Annotated in this window: 22 protein-coding genes; all 22 read left to right on the forward strand. The window is 44.0% G+C overall.

What is annotated here, in order from left to right; all coding sequences use genetic code 11:
* The first annotated feature begins 45 nt into the window (after window positions 1-45).
* The 22 genes from dprA to fliY all read left to right on the forward strand — a co-directional run bounded on the left by dprA (window position 46) and on the right by fliY (window position 20,931).
* Window positions 46-1,164 carry a DNA-processing protein DprA gene (gene dprA / locus MHH49_RS22480; RefSeq protein ID WP_076100369.1) on the forward strand — a complete coding sequence of 373 codons (1,119 nt, stop codon included), beginning with the start codon at window positions 46-48 and terminating at the stop codon, window positions 1,162-1,164.
* A gap of 36 nt (window positions 1,165-1,200) precedes the next feature.
* The gene (gene topA / locus MHH49_RS22485; protein WP_036688567.1) at window positions 1,201-3,300 is read left to right on the forward strand and encodes a type I DNA topoisomerase; all 2,100 of its coding nucleotides are present in this window, start codon (window positions 1,201-1,203) and stop codon (window positions 3,298-3,300) included.
* 8 nt (window positions 3,301-3,308) lie between these two features.
* Complete coding sequence (trmFO, locus tag MHH49_RS22490; RefSeq protein WP_076100371.1) at window positions 3,309-4,691, forward strand: FADH(2)-oxidizing methylenetetrahydrofolate--tRNA-(uracil(54)-C(5))-methyltransferase TrmFO; 1,383 nt, start codon at window positions 3,309-3,311, stop codon at window positions 4,689-4,691.
* Between the two features lie 17 nt (window positions 4,692-4,708).
* Window positions 4,709-5,251, forward strand: a complete 543-nt coding sequence (gene hslV, locus MHH49_RS22495; RefSeq protein ID WP_036688562.1) for an ATP-dependent protease subunit HslV — start codon at window positions 4,709-4,711, stop codon at window positions 5,249-5,251.
* A gap of 33 nt (window positions 5,252-5,284) precedes the next feature.
* Window positions 5,285-6,685 carry an ATP-dependent protease ATPase subunit HslU gene (gene hslU / locus MHH49_RS22500; RefSeq protein ID WP_076100372.1) on the forward strand — a complete coding sequence of 467 codons (1,401 nt, stop codon included), beginning with the start codon at window positions 5,285-5,287 and terminating at the stop codon, window positions 6,683-6,685.
* Window positions 6,686-7,075: 390 nt separating this feature from the next.
* Window positions 7,076-7,483 carry a flagellar basal body rod protein FlgB gene (flgB, locus tag MHH49_RS22505; RefSeq protein ID WP_038571975.1) on the forward strand — a complete coding sequence of 136 codons (408 nt, stop codon included), beginning with the start codon at window positions 7,076-7,078 and terminating at the stop codon, window positions 7,481-7,483.
* Window positions 7,484-7,489: 6 nt separating this feature from the next.
* A complete protein-coding gene (gene flgC, locus MHH49_RS22510; RefSeq protein ID WP_036688555.1) occupies window positions 7,490-7,936 on the forward strand; it encodes a flagellar basal body rod protein FlgC in 447 nt (148 codons plus the stop codon).
* A gap of 34 nt (window positions 7,937-7,970) precedes the next feature.
* On the forward strand, window positions 7,971-8,282 hold the full coding sequence (gene fliE / locus MHH49_RS22515; RefSeq protein ID WP_036688553.1) for a flagellar hook-basal body complex protein FliE: 312 nt from the start codon (window positions 7,971-7,973) through the stop codon (window positions 8,280-8,282).
* 34 nt (window positions 8,283-8,316) lie between these two features.
* Window positions 8,317-9,903, forward strand: coding sequence for a flagellar basal-body MS-ring/collar protein FliF (gene fliF, locus MHH49_RS22520; RefSeq protein WP_076106359.1), 1,587 nt, complete (start codon window positions 8,317-8,319; stop codon window positions 9,901-9,903).
* Window positions 9,904-9,907: 4 nt separating this feature from the next.
* Window positions 9,908-10,924, forward strand: coding sequence for a flagellar motor switch protein FliG (gene fliG, locus MHH49_RS22525; RefSeq protein ID WP_038571969.1), 1,017 nt, complete (start codon window positions 9,908-9,910; stop codon window positions 10,922-10,924).
* A complete protein-coding gene (locus MHH49_RS22530) occupies window positions 10,917-11,765 on the forward strand; it encodes a FliH/SctL family protein (protein WP_038571966.1) in 849 nt (282 codons plus the stop codon). Before fliG ends, MHH49_RS22530 begins: the two co-directional genes overlap by 8 nt.
* Entirely contained in the window at window positions 11,758-13,071 is a 1,314-nt protein-coding gene (gene fliI, locus MHH49_RS22535) for a flagellar protein export ATPase FliI (RefSeq protein ID WP_036688546.1), read from the forward strand. The genes MHH49_RS22530 and fliI overlap by 8 nt, the downstream gene beginning before the upstream one ends.
* A 9-nt stretch (window positions 13,072-13,080) precedes the next feature.
* On the forward strand, window positions 13,081-13,524 hold the full coding sequence (gene fliJ, locus MHH49_RS22540; RefSeq protein ID WP_038571963.1) for a flagellar export protein FliJ: 444 nt from the start codon (window positions 13,081-13,083) through the stop codon (window positions 13,522-13,524).
* Window positions 13,525-13,563: 39 nt separating this feature from the next.
* Window positions 13,564-14,481 carry a MotE family protein gene (locus MHH49_RS22545; RefSeq protein ID WP_076275241.1) on the forward strand — a complete coding sequence of 306 codons (918 nt, stop codon included), beginning with the start codon at window positions 13,564-13,566 and terminating at the stop codon, window positions 14,479-14,481.
* 24 nt (window positions 14,482-14,505) lie between these two features.
* Window positions 14,506-15,987, forward strand: a complete 1,482-nt coding sequence (locus tag MHH49_RS22550) for a flagellar hook-length control protein FliK (protein ID WP_076275225.1) — start codon at window positions 14,506-14,508, stop codon at window positions 15,985-15,987.
* Between the two features lie 33 nt (window positions 15,988-16,020).
* Window positions 16,021-16,518, forward strand: coding sequence for a flagellar hook capping FlgD N-terminal domain-containing protein (locus MHH49_RS22555; RefSeq protein WP_036688543.1), 498 nt, complete (start codon window positions 16,021-16,023; stop codon window positions 16,516-16,518).
* Complete coding sequence (locus MHH49_RS22560) at window positions 16,515-16,898, forward strand: TIGR02530 family flagellar biosynthesis protein (protein ID WP_076100377.1); 384 nt, start codon at window positions 16,515-16,517, stop codon at window positions 16,896-16,898. Before MHH49_RS22555 ends, MHH49_RS22560 begins: the two co-directional genes overlap by 4 nt.
* A gap of 104 nt (window positions 16,899-17,002) precedes the next feature.
* Window positions 17,003-17,821, forward strand: coding sequence for a flagellar basal body rod protein FlgG (flgG, locus tag MHH49_RS22565; protein ID WP_076100379.1), 819 nt, complete (start codon window positions 17,003-17,005; stop codon window positions 17,819-17,821).
* Window positions 17,822-17,910: 89 nt separating this feature from the next.
* Window positions 17,911-18,135 carry a flagellar FlbD family protein gene (locus tag MHH49_RS22570; RefSeq protein WP_036688535.1) on the forward strand — a complete coding sequence of 75 codons (225 nt, stop codon included), beginning with the start codon at window positions 17,911-17,913 and terminating at the stop codon, window positions 18,133-18,135.
* On the forward strand, window positions 18,132-18,599 hold the full coding sequence (locus tag MHH49_RS22575; protein WP_076100380.1) for a flagellar basal body-associated FliL family protein: 468 nt from the start codon (window positions 18,132-18,134) through the stop codon (window positions 18,597-18,599). Before MHH49_RS22570 ends, MHH49_RS22575 begins: the two co-directional genes overlap by 4 nt.
* A gap of 39 nt (window positions 18,600-18,638) precedes the next feature.
* Window positions 18,639-19,637: a flagellar motor switch protein FliM gene (gene fliM, locus MHH49_RS22580; RefSeq protein ID WP_036688529.1), complete on the forward strand. Its 999-nt coding sequence runs from the start codon at window positions 18,639-18,641 to the stop codon at window positions 19,635-19,637.
* A complete protein-coding gene (fliY, locus tag MHH49_RS22585; protein WP_036688526.1) occupies window positions 19,627-20,931 on the forward strand; it encodes a flagellar motor switch phosphatase FliY in 1,305 nt (434 codons plus the stop codon). The genes fliM and fliY overlap by 11 nt, the downstream gene beginning before the upstream one ends.
* The last annotated feature ends 5 nt before the right edge of the window (window positions 20,932-20,936 follow it).

Here is a 20,936-nt window from a genome sequence, read left to right on the forward strand (position 1 = left end):
AAAATAGGGAAGGCTAACCCTTCCATTAAAGGAGAGTAAGCTTATATGGAAGAAAAAGATCTGCTGTTTGGTTTTAATGAAGTGGAGGGGATTGGCTGGAAGAGTATCGACAAGATCCGCAGAGCCGGCTTAATGTCAGAACGAGCATTTTCCTGTAGTGCAAAAGATTGGGAAACGATCGGATTGAACAGAAAGCTGTCGAATTATCTTGCTTCCATATATACGTTAGAGTGGATCGCTAAAAGGCGCTTATTAATGGAAGAATGTGCAGTGAAGATGGTCACTGTGTTTGATGCGGCTTATCCTGTTTTGTTGAAGGAGACGGCACAGCCACCGTGGATCCTTTATTATCGGGGGCGTTTGGAACTGTTATCAACTCCTAGTGTGGCGATGGTTGGCACTCGTGTGCCAACAGCATATGGACGAAAGGTAGGGGAGATTCTCGCGGAGGAGCTTAGTGCAGCAGGTCTAACGGTGGTTAGCGGACTTGCGAGGGGGATCGATAGCATTTGTCATGAAGCGGCGCTAAGAAGCGGTGGAGGGACGATAGCGGTAGTGGCAACAGGGTTGGACAAAGTCTATCCAACTGAGAATATTGAGCTGGAGCGGCGTATCTCTCAAAAAGGGCTTGTCATCACAGAGTATCCTCTTGGAACTAAAAGTCATCCTGGATTATTTCCACAGCGTAATCGGATCATAGCAGGTTTATCACGGGGGACAGTGGTCGTGGAGGCTGACAGTCGCAGTGGATCACTTATTACAGCCGATGCTGCCTTGGAAGCTGGAAGGGATGTCTTCGCAGTTCCCGGACCTATCACATCACCTAAGAGCAGAGGGGCGTTAGAGCTTATCAAACAGGGTGCAAAGCTGGTAACCAGTGGATTAGATATTATAGAAGAATATACTTCTTATTTGCCGACAAACGTAATAAAAACAGGGAATAATAGCACTACCGAACAGACAGCAGACGACTTTATGATTGAAAAGAAATTGACAAATGAGGAGTCTCACCTATACCATATACTGCATCAAGGCCCTTTTATATTGGACGATCTGCTTGTAAGAACAGGATGGGATTTTGGACATTTGCATTCAGTTCTGTTATCTTTAATCATAAAAAAAGCGGTAACACAATTACCAGGAGCTATTTATAAGGTAATTTAATATAGAGGTGCGAGTGTTAACGAGGAGGAAGAGTCTATGGCAGATGCATTAGTTATTGTCGAGTCGCCTGCAAAAGCGAAGACAATTGGCAAATATCTAGGTAGTAAATATATTGTAAAGGCATCAATGGGACATATTAGAGATCTACCGAAGAGTCAAATTGGTGTTGAGGTGGAGAATGATTTCAGTCCCAAATATATTACTATCCGCGGTAAAGGATCTATATTGAAGGAATTGAAAGACGCTAGTAAAAAAGTTAAAAAAGTTTATCTCGCAGCTGACCCCGACCGCGAAGGGGAAGCAATTGCTTGGCATTTGGCGCATGCGCTGGATTTAGATAATACACAAGAATGCAGAGTTGTTTTTAATGAGATCACCAAACAAGCGGTAAAAGATGCTTTTAAGACACCGCGTAAGATTAATATGGATCTCGTGAATGCACAGCAGGCTAGACGTATTCTGGATCGACTGGTAGGGTACAAGATTAGCCCTCTATTATGGAAGAAAGTCAAAAAAGGTTTATCTGCTGGACGTGTACAATCCGTTGCCGTGAAGATCATTATGGATCGTGAGAATGAAATCTCCGCTTTTGTACCCACCGAATATTGGAGCATAACAGCCAAGCTTGGAATACGGGATTCCGTCTTTGAAGCTAAGTTTCATAAGCTGAATGGTGTGAAAAAAGAACTGAACCAGGAAAGTGATGTTCAGGAGGTTCTTGAAGCCATTAAGAACGCATCTTTTAAGGTGAGTGATGTGAAGGAGAAGGAAAGACAACGTCATCCTTCGGCTCCTTTTACCACCAGCTCCCTACAACAGGAAGCAGCCCGTAAGCTTGGATTCCGTGCCGCTAAGACAATGTCTGTTGCACAGCAGCTATACGAAGGTGTGGAACTCGGTAAAGAAGGTACCGTAGGTTTGATCACTTATATGCGTACAGACTCCACGCGTCTCTCTGTCACCGCTCAGGATGAAGCTAAAGAGCTTATAACAGCTAAGTATGGTGAGAAGTTCTTGCCAGAATCCCCACGGCAGTATTCTAAAAAGGCAGCTGGAGCACAGGAAGCGCATGAAGCGATTCGTCCTACCTCGGCATTACGCGAACCTGAAATGGTCAAAGAGTTCTTGAGCCGTGATCAATTCCGTCTCTACAAGCTAGTGTGGGAGCGATTCGTATCAAGTCAGATGTCTTCTGCCCTGCTGGATACGCTTTCGGTCGATATTGCTGCAGGTACTGCTACATTCAGAGCTGTTGGTTCGAAGGTTTCATTCCCCGGGTTCATGAAGGTTTATGTAGAAGGCAACGATGACGGAACTACAGATGAAGACAAGTATTTGCCGCCGCTTCAAGCGGGAGATGCTTTAAATAAGCAGGAGATCGAGCCTAAGCAGCACTTTACACAACCGCCTCCACGATATACGGAAGCAAGACTTGTAAAGACGCTTGAGGAGCTGGGTATAGGCCGTCCAAGTACATATGCCCCAACGCTGGAAACCATCCAGAAGCGTGGGTATGTGGCTATTGAAGAGAAAAAATTCATGCCAACCGAACTTGGCGAGCTTGTTATAGAGCAGATGGAGCAATTTTTCCCGGAAATCCTAAACGTTGAGTTCACGGCGAACATGGAAGGGGATCTTGACCATGTGGAAGAGGGCTCAGAAGACTGGGTAAAGGTTCTTGCAGAGTTTTACGAATCGTTTGAGAAGCGTTTGGTGTTCGCGGAAGAAGAGATGAAAGAAATTGAGATTGAAGATGAAGTCTCTGATGAGATCTGTGAGAAATGCGGCAAACCTCTCGTGTATAAGCTGGGTCGCTTTGGGAAATTCCTAGCATGCTCTGGCTTTCCGGATTGCCGAAACACGAAACCGATTATCAAGGATATTGGCGTAACTTGTCCTAAATGTCATGAAGGTAAGGTTGTGGAGCGACGCAGCAAAAAAGGGCGTGTTTTCTATGGCTGCGACCAGTACCCTGGTTGTGATTTCGTTTCATGGGATAGACCTTCTATAAAACCATGTCCATCATGTGGATCTTGGATGATTGAGAAACGTAATAAGCAAGGAACCAAGCTACAATGTACGTCTTGTGATCATACAGAGGCGGTTCTAGACAACGAAGAAGAATTAGCAGATTAATAGTCTCTATGGGAGGAAAAAAGACAGTGTCAGATACAGCAAAAGTAACAGTAATTGGAGCGGGCCTCGCAGGAAGCGAAGCCGCTTGGCAAATAGCATCACTAGGAGTACCGGTAAGATTATATGAGATGAGACCTGTAGTAAAGACGCCAGCCCATCACACGAATCAATTTGCTGAACTGGTATGCAGCAACTCCTTGCGTGCGAATGGATTAGGAAATGCTGTAGGTGTATTGAAGGAAGAAATGCGGCGTTTGAACTCTCTTGTATTAGGTGCTGCTGACCGACACGCGGTACCCGCAGGAGGAGCACTCGCCGTAGATCGGGACGGATTCTCAGGTGAGATCACCCATACTTTGCATAATCATCCGCTCGTTGAAGTCATAAATGAAGAACTTACGCATATACCGGAGGAAGGGATTGTTGTTATTGCAACGGGCCCACTAACTTCACCGGCATTATCCGCTGAAATAAAAGGGCTGCTGGGTGAAGAGTATTTCTACTTCTATGATGCAGCAGCACCGATTGTTGAGAAAGACACCATTGATATGAACAAGGTGTATTTGGCTTCCCGTTATGATAAAGGTGAAGCGGCTTATCTGAACTGTCCGATGACAGAAGAGGAGTTCGACGTGTTCTATGATGCGTTGATTTCTGCTGAGACAGCAGCACTCAAAGATTTTGAGAAAGAAATATACTTTGAGGGCTGTATGCCTATCGAAATCATGATGAAACGCGGCAAGCAAACAGCGTTATTTGGCCCAATGAAGCCAGTAGGACTTATCAATCCGCATACAGGTAAACTTCCTTACGCGGTTGTGCAACTCCGTCAGGATAACGCTGCCGGCACACTTTACAATCTTGTTGGTTTTCAGACCCATTTGAAATGGGGCGAGCAAAAGCGTGTATTCTCGCTGATCCCAGGTCTTGAGAATGCTGAATATGTTCGTTATGGTGTGATGCACAGAAATACATTTATTAATTCTCCTAAACTTCTGCACCCTACCTATCAGATGAAAGGCAAGGAAAGACTCTTTTTTGCTGGACAGATGACAGGTGTAGAAGGTTATGTTGAATCAGCTGCTTCCGGGCTCATAGCTGGTATTAATGCTGCACGGGCAGCACTCGGACAGGAAGGACTGATCTTCCCGCAGGATACTGTTCTAGGCAGCATGCCAGCTTATATTACTTCAGCCGATCCAGAGCATTTTCAGCCTATGAATGCCAATTTCGGTCTGTTGCCAAAGGTAGAGAAGAAGATCCGCAATAAGAAGGAAAAGAATGAAATGTTAGCTCATCGCGCTCTGGACAGTCTTGCCGAGTATGCCAACCGTACAGGACTCGCTTATTCGGAGCCGGAGGTTGTCGATAGCGAACAAAGCCCATCTTAAGGAGGTAACTTACAATCATGGTACCCAGCTTTCATGCGACTACAATTTGTGCTGTAAGACATAACGGACAGGCAGCTATAGCAGGTGATGGACAGGTTACATTCGGAGAGAGTGTTATTATGAAGACGACGGCCAGAAAAGTCCGTCGCCTGTACAGAGGACAAGTAATAGCAGGTTTTGCGGGGTCCGTTGCGGATGCTATTACCCTATTCGAAAAATTCGAGGGCAAGCTGGAGGAACATCATGGGAACCTGCAGCGGGCTGCAGTTGAATTAGCGAAGGACTGGCGTCAAGATCGTATTCTTCGGAAGCTTGAAGCTTTGATGATTGTTATGGATAAGGAAGGAATGCTCCTGATCTCCGGAAATGGTGAAATTATCGAACCGGATGATGACGTTCTTGCGATTGGTTCCGGTGGTAATTTTGCGCTGGCTTCAGGTCGAGCACTCAAACGTCATGCACCCAATCTTTCCGCTGCGGATATTGCTAGAGAATCGCTTCAGGTAGCATCTGAAATTTGTGTGTACACTAATTCCAACATTATTGTTGAACAATTATAGACTCAGTGCCATAGAGACAAGGAGGAATTCACGATGGTGAATCAATCGCTTACACCCCGTCAAATTGTAGCCGAATTGGATAAATATATCGTAGGTCAGAAGCAAGCCAAGAAATCGGTAGCTGTTGCGCTCCGTAATCGGTATCGGCGCAGTCTGCTAGCAGAGGAACTGCGTGATGAAGTCGTCCCTAAGAACATCCTGATGATCGGACCTACAGGTGTGGGTAAGACAGAGATCGCCCGGCGTCTAGCAAAGCTTGTTAATGCACCGTTCATCAAAGTGGAGGCTACTAAATTCACTGAGGTCGGTTATGTAGGTCGAGATGTGGAATCTATGGTTCGTGATCTGGTAGAGACTTCTATTCGTATGGTCAAGCTTGAGCGTACGGAGAAGGTTAAGGATCGTGCGGAAGAACTGGCTAATGAGCGGATCATTTCTATATTGGTCCCTTCCTCTTCCAAAAATAAATCACAAAAGAATCCTTTCGAGATGATTTTTGGAGGGAATTCTGCACAAGAGGACTCTAAAGAAGACACTGAGCAGGATGGAAGTTTAAGTGAACGCCGCCGTGGGGTTAGATTTAAGCTGTTAGCTGGTCAGCTGGAAGATGACATCATTGAAATTGATGTTGAGGATACAGCGCCAACTATGATGGATATGTTTGCAGGTCAAGGTAACGACCAAATGGGTATGAATATGCAAGAGATGTTCGGCAGTTTGCTGCCTAAGCGGACGAAGAAACGTAAGCTTCCTATTCGCGAAGCGCGCAAGGTACTCATTCAGGATGAGGCGGCCAAGCTGATTGATATGGATGATGTGATCCAGGAATCCGTGACTCGGGCTGAACAATCAGGCATTATTTTTATCGATGAAATCGATAAAGTAGCAAGTCAGGGAAAAGGGTCTGGACCGGATGTGTCGCGTGAAGGCGTGCAACGGGATATTTTGCCGATTGTAGAGGGCTCGACCATTATGACGAAATACGGTCCTGTGAAGACGGACTATGTACTCTTTATGGCTGCCGGAGCTTTCCATATTGCTAAGCCTTCAGATTTGATTCCAGAACTTCAAGGCCGTTTTCCGATTCGCGTAGAGCTGAGCAGTCTAACGTTAGAGGATTTCGTTTCTATTTTGACGGAACCGGAGAATGCTTTAACTAAACAATATGTGAATCTGCTTAAAACAGAAAATTTAGAAGTGGAATTCCAGAAGGATGCTATACATGAGATTGCCAAAATAGCGGCTTCAGTGAATCAAAATATGGAGAATATAGGTGCACGGCGTCTTCATACTATTTTGGAGAAGCTGTTAGAGGATCTTTCTTTTGAAGCACCTGAGCTGACTTTGGAGAAAATGGTTATTACCCCGGAGTATGTGCGCGAGAAATTGGCAAGTATAGCTCAGGATCGTGATTTAAGTCAGTATATTCTTTAATGTGACAAAAAAAACAAAAAATCTATGTATTTTGAATTTGGGCATAACGGATTAGATAAATTACAAATTGGTGTCGTGAAAACGTAAAAATATGTCAAAACATGCAATTAAAAAGAAAATAATGAGTTAAAAATGTAAATAAATAGTAATAAAGTGCTAAAAGCCCTGTCTTTTCTAAAAAGATAGGGCTTATTTCTTATTGTAATAATATACAAATTAAATGAAAATCAATGTATGTGAAAATGCTAAATGTTATTCATTGCGACAGCGTTCGACGGAATACCGTAAATTTTGAGTATTTTTCTTCTTTATTTGTCGAAAGCAAGCAGGTTTTTTGATGGAAGTTGTGGAATTCTTTTCATTATGATAGCTTTGAAAGGAGGAATTGTCTTGGGATTGCTGAATAGTGTCAGTTTTCAACGATTGCAGGGAGGCATTGATGCTGCCTATAAACGACAAAGTGCTCTAGCAAATAACGTGGCTAATCAAGATACGCCCAATTTCAAACGTTCTGATGTTTCATTCGAAAGTATCCTGCAACAACAGGAAAGTGGAATCCAATCTACACTTAGAGCGAAAGTTTCGGATACCCGGCATTATCAATTTGGCAGCAACACAATTGTTCCCGCTGCTGTTGAGAATACTGATGAAACTACCTCTATGAACAATAACGACAATAATGTGGATGTAGATCGCGAAATGGCGTTAAGCGCAGAGAACCAGCTTAGGTATAGTTCTTATGTTGAACAGATTAACAGCCAGATTTCGATGATGCGAGCCGTAATTCAAGGAGGATAAGAGAGTATGAACTTTGGTAGTAGTTTTGGGATCAGCGCATCTGCATTAACGGCTCAACGGTTGCGGATGGATGTAATTTCTTCCAACGTAGCCAACGCTGAAACTACAAGAGCATCCGTGGTTGATGGCAAGGCTGTTCCTTACCGACGTAAGTTGGTTGTTTTGGAAACGAACGAAAGTAATAAATTCTCGAATATACTAAATTCGAAAATGAACAATAGCAATGAAGGGGTTAAGGTGCAGTCGATCATAGAAGATACTTCACCATTGAAACCGGTATACAATCCGAGCCATCCTGATGCGGATGCTGAAGGATATGTCTATATGCCAAACGTAGACATTACCAAAGAAATGGTTGATATGTTATCTGCATCTCGTTCTTATGATGCCAATGTCACGATGCTTAATGCATCCAAGGCTATGGTAAGCAAGGCACTCGAAATTGGTAGATAAATGAATGTTAATTAACTTAAGGGGGGGGAAACAGTTGATACAGAATATATCTAATGGGGTTCAGGCTGTACAGCAGCTTGCTATGAAACCGACATCTTCCGAAGTTTCATCCACTCCTGCTAATTCGATGGAGAGCTTTGGCTCTTATCTTGAGGATGCGCTCAATAAAGTGGCTGATCAGGAACAACAAGCTAAGGATATGAGTAATAAATTTGTATTGGGAGAAGTGAACATTGACGAAGTGATGATTTCTTCCCAACAGGCTCTACTGAGTTTACAGTTGACTACACAAGTCCGGAACAAAGTGATTGAAGCCTATCAAGAAATTATGAGAACTCAAATATAATAAATCCTAGCTTAGTTTCGGATGGGGTGACACTGTGAATGAAAGATTTGCCCAATATCGGGAGAAGGTTCTCTTGTATTGGAACAGATTTAGTGGTAAACAGAAGATTTTATTCTTTTCAACATTGTTTATCATTCTAATAATAATCGTAGTTATGACCATGCAGCTTTCAAAAACAGAATATGAAGTAGCATTTCAAGATTTGGACAGTACGGATTCGGCTGGAGTAATGAAAGCCTTAGATTCAGCAGGTGTTTCATACCGATTAAGTCAAGATGGAAAGAGTATTTCTGTACCAAGTACAGAAGCAGCTCGGGTCAAGGTGGATATCGGTTCTCAGGGGATTGTTCAAGGTGGTTCTATCGGATATAAAGTCTTTGATGAAAACTCATCGATGATTGGTACAACAGATAGCGAGTTTAACGTGAAGTACAATAATGCATTAAACGGTGAAGTTGAACAGTTAATGAGACGCATGCAAGGGATTAAAGATGCAAAAGTGCTGATTAATTTGCCTAAAGAGACAGTTTTTGCCTCACAGGCTGATCAGGAGCAGGCATCTGCATCCGTTGTGCTTTCATTTGATCCAGGATTTAGACCTACTCAAGACAATATTGACGGGTATTTCAATCTTGTGAAAACTGCTGTGCCCAATTTGCCAATTGACAACATTACCATTGCAAATAATGAAATTGAATTAATGCCAACAGCTAAAGGTGGACAGGCTGGTGTCACAAACCAAGTTGAAGAAAACTTCGCTCTTCAGAAAAAATTCGAAGAAGAAGTAAAGAAAAATGTGAAACAATTCCTTAGCACTCTTACCGGTCCTGATAAAGTGGATGTTCTTGTGTTCTCAAAGTTGAACTTTGACAAGGAAAACCGGAAGGAAGATCTTGTTACCCCTGTGGATACAGAGAACATGAAGGGGATTGAGATCAGTTCACAGATAATTAGTAATTCGTATTCGGGTCAAGGAAACACGACTGGCGGAGTGGCTGGCACTGGTTCTCAAGATGTTACGGGCTATCCTTCTGATGCGGGTGCGGATACTTCTACCTCGGAGGAATCTTCTGAAACGAGGAACTACGAAGTTAACCGAATTACTAAAGATGTTATTGCTAGTCCGTATACTGTTAAAGACTTAACCATAAATGTTGCAGTTGAACCACCTTCAGGAGAAAAAACTTTAGATGATGCAACATCAGCTGCAATTCAAAATATTTTGGTGAATATTGTTCGCGCTTCTCTTGCAGATTCAGGTACTACATATACAGACGCTGATTTGACCAAAAAGGTTTCGGTCTACTCGCAACAATTTGGTGGCACCGATGCCAACACCGTTAAAGGTGGTCTCGCTTCTTGGATGATATGGGCTATCGGAGCAGCAGCATTGCTGGTTGGAGCAGGTGGAGGATATCTAATCTACCGGAGTCGTAAACAGACTGTGGAAGAGGAAGATGAAGACATTCCATTGCAGGTTCCTACTGAATTTCCTTCTATTAACTTGGAGAGCGTGACGAATGAAAGTCAAGTTCGTAAGCAATTGGAAAGTTTGGCCAAGAAGAAGCCAGACGAATTCGTAAATCTGCTGCGTACATGGCTTGCAGACGAACAGAGGTGAACTAATGGCAAAGGCTAGCCAGCAGGGACTTAGTGGCCGTCAAAAAGCTGCGATCCTGCTTATCACACTAGGGCCCGAGGTATCGGCGCAAATTTTCAAACATTTAAGAGACGAGGAAATTGAACAGCTGACTCTTGAAATTGCCAATGTTCGCAAAGTGGACAGCAGTGAAAAAGAGTCGATCATGTCTGAATTCCATCAGATATGCCTCGCCCAGGAATATATATCACAAGGCGGTATTAACTACGCTAAAGAAATTCTGGAGAAAGCGCTTGGGTCAACAAAAGCAATGGAGGTCATTAATCGTCTGACTGCAACATTGCAAGTAAGACCTTTCGATTTTGCACGAAAAGCGGATCCTAATCAGATTCTCAACTTTATCCAGAATGAAAATGTACAGACTATTGCACTTGTATTGTCTTATCTGCAATTTGAACAAGCTGCTGCAATCCTCTCCTCGCTTCCTCAAGAGAAGCAGGCAGAGGTGGCGAGAAGAATTGCTGTTATGGACAGCACCTCTCCGGAGGTAATTACGCAAATTGAACGTGTGCTGGAGCAGAAGCTTTCCGCTACAGTAACTCAGGATTATACAAATGCTGGTGGTATCGAATCGATTGTACAAATCTTGAATGGGGTTGACCGGGGGACAGAACGTACGATTCTGGATTCTCTCGAAATTCAAGATCCAGAACTTGCCGAAGAGATCAAGAAACGGATGTTCGTATTCGAAGATATTGTCAATGTGGACAATCGTTCGATCCAACGCATTATTCGTGATATTGATAATGCGGATCTACAGCTTGCTCTCAAGGTTGCCAGCGAAGAAGTACGGGATGTTATTTTCAGAAATATGTCCAAGCGTATGGCAGAAACGTTCCGAGAAGAAATGGAATACATGGGTCCTGTGCGGCTGCGTGATGTTGAAGAAGCACAGACTCGTATTGTAGGCACGATCCGCAGACTCGAAGAGTCTGGTGAAATTATCATCGCTCGTGGCGGAGGAGATGACATCATTGTCTAAGCTGATCAAACACTCCCAGTATGTTCCGGTTGATGTCTTTAAAAGATTGGAACAGGCCCGGCAATATGCGGGCCTAACTGAGGAGCCCGTTCCCGAGGAGACTTTAAGCGAGACTGACTATCATGATCCCGCACGTGAAGAGGCAGAAGAGACGCGTAAGCAAATGCTTAAGGACGCTCAGGATTTTGCTGAAGAGCAGGTTCGGAATGCATCTCTTGAAGCGGAACAGATTGTAGAGTCCTCGAAAGCGGAGGCTGAAGAGTGGTGGAAACAACGGCGTGAGCAGGATGAACATCTGATCGAAGCTATCAAAGCTGAAGCTCATCAGCAAGGTTATGAGGAAGGTGTTTCTCAGGCTGAGGAAGAGATGAAGCATAAGATTGCAGAGATGATGGAAGAAGCGCGTGCTGTTTTGACTGAGGCTTATAAAGCTAGAGAAGTTATTATTCAGGAAGCGGAGCCTTTTTTAGTAGAGTTAAGCTGTGATATTGCAGAAAAAATTGTGGACAAGCAATTAACGATAGAACCACAATTCGCAATGGACTTAATTCGCAAAAATCTGGCTCGTAAGCGAGAACAGGGTTTGATCTCACTTTGTGTATCCCCAGCGCAGTTCGCTTTTGTGAATGCTGCTCGGGAAGAATTATCACTAGCTGTTGATTCACAGGCTGAACTGCAAATCTTGCCCGACTCAACGGTAAAAGACCAAGGATGTGTTATCCGCTCTTCCTTTGGCAGCATAGATGCTCGAATCGACACTCAGCTCGCAGAGATCAAAAAAGAGCTGGTAAGAATTGCGCTGGACACCGATGAGCAGAGAAATGGGGAAGACGATGCTTAATAGCAACCGTTATAAGGAGCAACTTCGTAATCTCGATCCGGTGAGGATCAATGGGAAAGTGACGCAGGTAATCGGTCTAATGGTTGAATCGGAAGGTCCTGACGCAAGTATAGGTGATGTATGCTACATCTACCCTTCTAAAGGAAACAAACCGCTGCAAGCTGAGGTCGTTGGTTTCCGTGATAACAAGGTACTATTGATGCCACTTGGTGAACTGCAGGCGATTGGACCTGGTTGTGATGTAGTGGGCACTGGTAAGCCGCTTAGCGTGCAAGTAGGTTCTGAATTATTAGGAAAAGTACTGGATGGTCTGGGGCAGCCGCTTGATGGCTCTCTCATTCCAGCACGAATGCCACATAGCTCTACCTTTAATATTCCTTCCAATCCACTTAATAGACCGCGGGTGCAGGAGCCCATTAGTATCGGTGTGAGAGCGATTGACGGTTTGCTAACGATTGGCAAGGGACAACGGGTCGGTATTTTTGCTGGCTCGGGGGTCGGCAAGAGTACTTTGATGGGGATGATTGCCCGGAATACATCAGCTGACGTAAATGTTATTGCTCTGATTGGTGAGCGTGGCAGAGAAGTATTGGATTTCATTGAACGAGATTTGGGACCAGAGGGCTTGCAGCGATCCGTAGTAATTGTTGCTACCTCAGACCAACCTGCATTGATTCGCATAAAAGGTGCGCTTATCGCTACAACGATTGCCGAGTATTTCCGCGATCGAGGCCTTAATGTAATGCTGATGATGGATTCGGTCACCCGTTATGCTATGGCCCAACGTGAAGTTGGACTTGCAGTTGGAGAGCCGCCAGCCATGCGGGGATATACACCTTCGGTGTTTGCAAGCTTACCCAAACTGCTGGAACGTGCTGGTACAGGTCCTACAGGCTCTATAACAGCCTTCTACACGGTACTAGTTGATGGTGATGACATGAACGAGCCAATCGCAGATGCAGTCAGAGGAATACTTGACGGACATATCGTACTCAATCGAAACATTGCTAACAAAGGACACTTTCCAGCAATAGATGTTCTTTCCAGCATAAGTCGAGTAATGAAGGATATTGCTCCAGAAGAACAGATTGCAGCAGCGGAGAATGTGAAGCGCCTTATGGCCGTTTACAAGGATTCAGAGGATTTGATTAATATTGGAGCTTATCAGAGAGGCTCTAATGCTCAAATCGACGAGTCGATGGAATTTATCGACAGTATATGGGATTTCACCAAACAAAAGGTGAATGAAAAAGTTACGCTGGCTGAAGTTCAACAGTCTTTAATTTCACAGTTCTCAAGGAGTTGATTCGGTATTATGAGGTTTCATTATACTTTTCAAAAAGTCGTTGACTTGAAGGGCAATGAGAAGACACAGGCAGAATGGATGCTCTCAAGCGCGCTTGGAGAATTGCAGGCACAGGAAAGAAGCCTGGATGAACTCATCTTTCAGCGGAGTGCTATCATGCTATCCTTACAAAATGCCGCAGAGCAAAAGACACCTATGGTTAAGATTCGTGAAATGCAGGAGTATGTGGAATATCTGGATAAATGCATTGCCCGTAAGCATACGGACATTAGCCGTGCACATCAAGAAGTCCAGAAGAAACAAGATCAGTTAAGCACTAAGGTTTTAGATGAAAAAGTATGGTTGAAGGCAAAAGACAAGGCTGAGACATTGTTTCAGCAAAGTATGATTTTACGGGAACAAAACGAACTGGATGAGATGGCAACCGTCCGCTTCGCGATGAAATCCCTCTAACCCGGGAGGTTTCCGCTAGTGGCTAATATTGATAATGATATGGAACTTGAAAATGAAGGGTCAGCGGGGAAATTTGAGCGGTTCTTATTCTTAATGATACCGATTATATTCACGCTAGTACTGCTTGGAGTACTGTTGACGCTTTTTAATATGGACATTCGTAATAATGTACTTGAAGTTGCGAATAAAATTCCTATCCTGGAAAAATGGGTTCCTGATCCGCCTGCAGATCCTTCTAAACCGAAGGAAGAAAGCAAAAAGCAGGAAGTGAGCTCAGCGACAACGATTAAGGAGCTTAAAGCTCAGCTCGCCCAGCAGGAAGAAAACCTGAAGAAGGTTACAGATGAAAAAACTGCCCAGGATACCAAGGTTCAGGCGCTAGAGTCACAGATTGAAGGAATGAAGAAGGAAGCTGAAACCGCAGAGGGAAGCACAGAAGAAGCTGAGGATCCTTATCAGAAACAGGTTTCTGATTTGGCTAAGCTGTATGCGGGCATGAAAGCTTCAAAGGCTGCACCGATCATGGAGAATTTAACTACAGAAGAAATGGTGCAGATCTTCAGTGTCATGAGTAAAGCGAGTAAAACTGCGATTTTGGAAAAAATGGATCCGCAAAAAGCTGCAGATGTAACGATAAAGTTAAAAGAAACTACATCTTCGAGTGACATGGCGATTGCAGCTCTTCAATCTAGATTGAAGAAAGACGCCGGTACAACAGCAACTGCGACAACCAGTACGAATTTGGATAAGGAAAAGTTGAATCAGACCTTCAGTTCAATGACTCCTGCTAATGCAGCATCGTTACTAGGAGAAATGTACAAGATTAGCCCTGATAAGGTTGTGACGATTATGAATACCGTAAGTGATAGTGTTCGTTCATCTATTTTGGGAGAAATGACTAAAAATGATAGCGCGCAAACTGCGAAAATTGTTAATCGTCTGATGGGTGCTAAATAGATAGGGAAAGGAGGTGAAAAATAAATGAGTTTAGTCGTTCAATCGCTTGTGAGTGCAAACACAACTGCAGTAAATGGGAGTACATCGACTACAACGGGCACAACAACGACAGCTGCACCATTTGCTCAAACCCTGGTACAAACCATGGGAGGCAATGCCAACACCTCGTCGACTCCAGCTGAACCCCTATTGGGAAATCTAGCTTCTTTGCTGCAAGGCCTGTTAAAGGAAGTGCAGCCGACTGGAGAAGAGCAAGCAGGGCAAGACACTCAGAAGGGTGATCTCCTTGAAAAACTTGCTGCTGATGTTGAGAAGCTGGATGAAAGTATCAGTAGTGATCCTGCTCTGTTGGTAGCCTTACAGGCTTGGATTCTTCAGGTATCTGCACTTTTATCTGGAAGCCATGCCGCAGAGGATGGCACTGCTACAACGGAAGCAGAAGTGGCTGGAAGCTTGTCCCCATTGGCACAGAATGCTGATACATTGAGATTTGCAGTTCAAGACGACCTGCAAAGTTTAGTTTCTATGATTCAGGAAGCTGCAGTGAGTGGCAATGAGGAAGTAGCAGCTAAGGGAATCAGTTTATTGAATAATTTCACAGCGCTTTTAGAAGAGTCCTCCTCTAACACTAATAAAGGGAAGGGAAAGACAAGCAATGTGAATGCTGCTTCTGTTTCTTCCGTAGAACAGCCTGCTATCACTGAAAGCAAAAATAATCCAACGGATAAAACACTTCAGAATGTGAGCAATCGTTCCGGAGAAGCTGTTGTAGTGAAAAATGATACGGTTGCCAGCTCGCCAGTGACCTCAGGAACTGTGCAAGAAGCTGAAGCAGAGACTGCGAACACGCCGTTAATCAAGACAGGTGTAACCGGGGAAACGAAGTCAACAGAATCCACTCTAGATTCCACGCTAGGAATTACAGCTAACGAAGGGGATCATGAGGTTGTTACTGCGGGTCAGTTATCTCTGCGCGGAGGAATTACAGCACCCCTGAAGGCTGAAGTGCCAGCAACACCTGTTCCGGTTCAGCAATTTGCTCAGGAAATGACAGGTTTCATTACAGGCAAATTAGAGATTGTGCAAAAAGGTGGGATCGCTGAAGCGACTATATCCCTTTTTCCAGAAAATCTCGGACAAGTTGATGTTAAGATCACAATGCAAAATGGTCATTTAGTTGCCCAGTTCATGACTGAACATACCGGTGCTAAAGATATGCTGGAGCAACAAATGAACCAGCTTCGCGCTGCATTGCAATCTCAGGGTCTTCAAGTGGAGAAGCTGGAAGTTACGCAAAATAATACCCCACTTAATTCGCAATGGGGGCAGGAAGGACGCCAACCTAATTCCGGAAGTGGACAGCAGGGTAGACGTTCCAAAGAAAGCAGAGAGGAAGCCAGTGATGCCGTTCTTGCCGCAGAGCTGAATGGTGAATGGAAGGACTGGGTTTCAAATGCGGGACAAGAAGATCAGTCCCAAGGTGGATCTTTTTCTGCTAAGGCTTAACTCTAATAACAAACGAAAGAGAGGTGAGTGGTTATGGCGACAACAGTTCCGGTCTCTACTAAAGATCAGTGGAATTATACAACTCCCGACTCTAGTGCACGGACAACGGGTAATTCTACTTTAGGTAAGGATCAGTTTTTGAAGATTTTGATTACTCAGCTGCAAAATCAAGATCCGATGCAACCGATGGAAGATAAAGAATTTATTGCGCAAATGGCTCAGTTCACATCCGTGGAGCAATTGATGAATATCTCTACTCAGCTTAATGCTATGAATCAGTCCCTTGGATCTGTATCCGGGTTGATTGGTAAAGATATTACATGGACAGACACCGCCACAAAGCTGCCTAAGACAGGTAATGTTGAATCTATCGTTGTTAGCAATGGTATTCAATATGCGGTTGTGGGAAAAGACAGAATTGCTTTAACCGATATTACACAAATTCAGAATGCCGCAGCAACGCCAGAAAGCGGTTCTGGTACAGATAGTAATACTCCGGAGAATAGCGGAGGAAGCGGGGCGAGCATATGAGTGACAGGCTTACTATAGGCCAGCTGTATCCTGCGTCCCTGCATTCTACAACGTTACAACGATCTTCGCTGCCTAAGCAGTCTGTGGCGGGGGGAGCTTCTTTTGAGAGTTTGCTGCAACAGAAACTATTAAAATTCAGCAATCATGCTGCTAAGCGCCTAGAACAAAGAGGGATAGAGCTTGGAAGTGGTCAGCTGGATCAAATTTCATCTGCTGTGGACAAAGCTGCTGCTAAGGGAAGTAAAGAATCCTTGATATTAATGAAGGATTTGGCGTTTATCGTTAGCGTTCCTAATCGCACAGTAGTTACTGCTATGGATGGTAACTCGATCAAAGATAATGTATTTACACAAATCGATAGTGCAATAGTGATTTCATAATAGGCTGGTCCTAACGGAAAGCCGAGGCGGCCGCTGACCGACTGACGCGGTCCCAATTCACTTGGAAAGTTATTAGGACTCTATAATCTGGGAGGACATTAAACATGTTAAGATCAATGTATTCAGGGGTTTCAGGAATGAGAGGCTTTCAAACTAAGCTTGATGTAATCGGTAATAATATTGCTAACGTCAACACTATCGGGTTTAAATCCGGACGTGTTATGTTCAAGGATATTATGAGCCAAACCGTTTCTGGTGTTACAGCACCGGGTGAGGATGGTCAAGGTGGGGTAAACGCGAAACAAGTTGGACTAGGTGTTAGTATTGCTTCTATAGATACCCTACATTTGGCTGGTAGTGCTCAAACCACCAACAACCCAACAGATTTACGTATCGATGGAGATGGTTTTTTTCTGGTTAAGCTTACTGAGGATCAAGAAACTGCGTTTCTGACCCGCGCCGGAGATTTCCACATTGACGCTGCGCGTAATCTTGTTACCGCTGACGGACTTCATGTTTTAGATTCCGACGGTGGGCTCATTCAATTAGGTGACGATGTAACGGCGTTTTCTATCTCTAATGATGGAACAATTGTTCAGACCATGGAAGATGGAACGACTGGAGCTGGGGTGAAGATTGGTGTAGCCAAGGTTACTAACCCATCTGGTCTGGAGAAAATCGGAGGCAATCTGTATCGTATGACACTTAATGCGAATGCAGAAGGCGAACTAGTTCCGACTACAGCGAACAATACAGAAGATGGCACCGGGGCAATCATCTCTGGACAGCTGGAAATGTCCAATGTGGATCTTACCAATGAATTTACAGAAATGATCGTATCACAGCGTGGATTCCAGGCGAATTCCCGTATCATCACAACTTCTGATGAAGTGCTGCAGGAAGTAGTAAACCTGAAGCGTTAATTTAATCAATAAATTCTATATTTTCTTAAATGGTTCATGCGGAGTCGTGGGGGAGTTACTCCTCCCCCTATTTTGTTAGGAGGCCTGTTATGATATCGGTAACGAGATTAAATGGAACACCGATGTGGATCAATGCCCTACTGGTCGAAATGGTAGAAGAAAGCCCGGATACATATATTACGCTCGTAACCGGAAAAAGACTGATCGTTCTCGAAAAAGCCGATGAGGTTATTACGAAGATCCGGGATTATAACAGGGACATAGGCACATATGCTGCCACCATTAAAATCCAGTCAATGGAGGAGCTAACATGAAAAAGATGATGCCGTGGCTCATCACGATATTACTAGCGATTACTCTGATCGTGGTCGCCGCATTTTTACTAATGGACAGGATCTTTCCGAAAGATACGAACGAGGTAAGTGCTGCTGTTCAAAATGTGGAAACAAAACATTTAACTGCAGATGAAATCGTCGAATTGACGGCAGAGATCATTGATATCAAAACAAATCTTGCTGATCCCGATTTTATCCTTCAAGTAGATTTCGCCTTCCAACTGAGTTCTGCGAAATCAAAGGAAGAATTCGAAAAAATAAAAGAGATCAAAATCAAACCAATAATTATCAAGACGCTTGCAGATACCAAACCTGAGGACCTTAATGGAGCGAATGGAAAAGATCAGCTTAGCAGTAAGCTTATTAATCTGATCAATAAGACATTGACTGAGGGTCAAATTACTCAGATCGAAATCACCAAATTCCTTTTGGCTTCTGTGTAGCTTTATTCCTGATAATTCTTTGATGGGGGGGTGATTGAATTGGTTGATGTACTATCACAAAACGAAATTGATGCTCTACTTGCTGCACTTTCTTCAGGTGAGATGGACGCCGATGAACTTAAAAAGGAAGAAACTCAGAAGAAAATCCGCTCTTATGACTTTAAACGGGCTGTCCGCTTTTCCAAAGATCATATCCGCAGTCTTACACGGATACATGACAATTTCGCCCGTTATCTTACAACGTATTTTTCAGCCCAATTGCGCACCTTCGTTCAGATTAATGTCGTTCAAGTAGAGCAGCTCCCTTATGATGAATTTATTCGCTCCATACCGAAAATGACGATATTGAACATTTTTGAAGCTGAACCTTTAGAGGGCCGCATGGTAATGGAAGTTCATCCAAACATTGCTTTTGCTATGCTGGACAGGTTGCTTGGGGGCTTTGGAACTGCACCTTCTAAGATTAATGCTCTAACTGAGATCGAAACAACGATTATGGAGCGTATCTTTAGTAGATGTTTTGAGAGTCTGCAGGAGGCTTGGAAAACGGTGCTGGATATTCATCCGCGGATGGAAGCTCTTGAGACGAACCCGCAGTTCATGCAGATTGTATCGCCCAATGAGACCATTGCATTAATCTCTCTAAGTACCAAAATTGGAGATACAACAGGCATGATCAATCTTTGTATACCGCATGTCGTTCTAGAGCCTATCATGTCCAGACTTTCTGTTCACCAATGGTTTGTGACAGAGAAGAAGACGCGGGATGAAGATGAGCTACTGGCCATTAGAGCTAGAGTTCATAAAGCGAAGCTGCCGATTGTTGCTGAACTTGGAGAATCGAGCTTATCCATATCTGAATTCCTAGGGCTTAGTGTCGGTGACGTGATTTCTCTCAACAGAAACGTAGATTCTGGACTGTCAATTAAGGTAGGGGAGAAGCTTAAGTTCATCGGAAGTCCCGGAATGGTTAAAGATCGGGTAGCCGTGCAAATAGACGAAATTGTCAATGAAGGAGTTGAAGAATTTGACGAGTAAAGATTATTTATCCCAAGAAGAAATCGACGCCCTTCTGAGACAATCTGCGGAGGGCTCATTAGCTCCTACGGAGAAAACGGTAGATGACTATCTAACACCGTTTGAACAGGATGCTTTGGGCGAAATTGGTAATATAACGTTTGGCAGTGCAGCAACAGCACTTTCCACTTTACTAGGGAAAAAAGTAGATATTACAACCCCTCAAGTTTCGATCATTACACGCGGGGAGTTTGAAATTGCTTTTCCTAAACCGCATGTAGCTGTTCACGTTCAATATGTGGATGGGTTTCAAGGGATTAACTCACTTGTTATTAAGATTAGGGATGCACAGGTCATTGCCGATCTGATGCTTGGCGGTGCCGGCGAACCTAAGGATGAAGAGTTGAATGAAATTCATATTAGCGCTGTGCAAGAAGCTATGAATCAAATGATGGGTTCTTCTGCTACATCGATGTCTACGATTTTTAATCGTTTTGTTAATATCTCGCCTCCGGGTATCGACATTTTGAATATGTCCAGCGGAGAAGGAGTAGGCAGTCTGCCAGACGATGAAACCCTAATTCGTATTTCGTTCCGGCTTAAAATTGGCGATTTGATAGATTCTACTATTATGCAGCTCTTGCCTGTTCAGTTCGCAAAAGATATGGTATCCATGCTACTTGGTGATGTTAGTCCGGCAGAGGAGGAGGCAGCGGTCACAATGGCTGAAACACCTGCTATGACTAATTCTGCGGAGACACCACCTCCAGCACCTCCGGTGCAACAGGCGCCCTCACAGCCCGCAGGAGGAACGCAACCACCATATCCACCGCAGGGTATGCCAGCGTATCCAGGGATGCCAGAAGGCGGGTATTATTATCCTCCAGCGGGTATGCCGGCTTATGGAATGCCTGGGATGCCACCATACGGTATGCCACCGCAAGGGATGCCATATGGACAGACACCACCGCTTAATTCTGAGGCAAATCGCAATGTAAATGTACAGCCTGTGCAATTTGCAAATCTGAATGGTGGGGCCTTTGGTCATATTGATGAAAATAATTTAAATTTATTGATGGACATACCGCTTAGAGTAACCGTAGAATTAGGAAGGACCCAGAAGCAGATCAAAGATATTTTAGAAATGTCACAAGGCTCAATTATTGAGCTGGACAAGCTCGCAGGTGAGCCTGTAGATATTTTGGTTAACAACAAGCTTATTGCCAAAGGTGAAGTCGTTGTTATCGACGAAAACTTTGGCGTACGCGTTACGGATATCGTCAGCCAGTGGGACCGAATTCAGAAATTACAATAAGCATA

The sequence above is a fragment of the Paenibacillus sp. FSL F4-0122 genome, from assembly GCF_038002845.1.
In the GTDB taxonomy this organism is placed as follows: domain Bacteria; phylum Bacillota; class Bacilli; order Paenibacillales; family Paenibacillaceae; genus Paenibacillus_AQ; species Paenibacillus_AQ odorifer.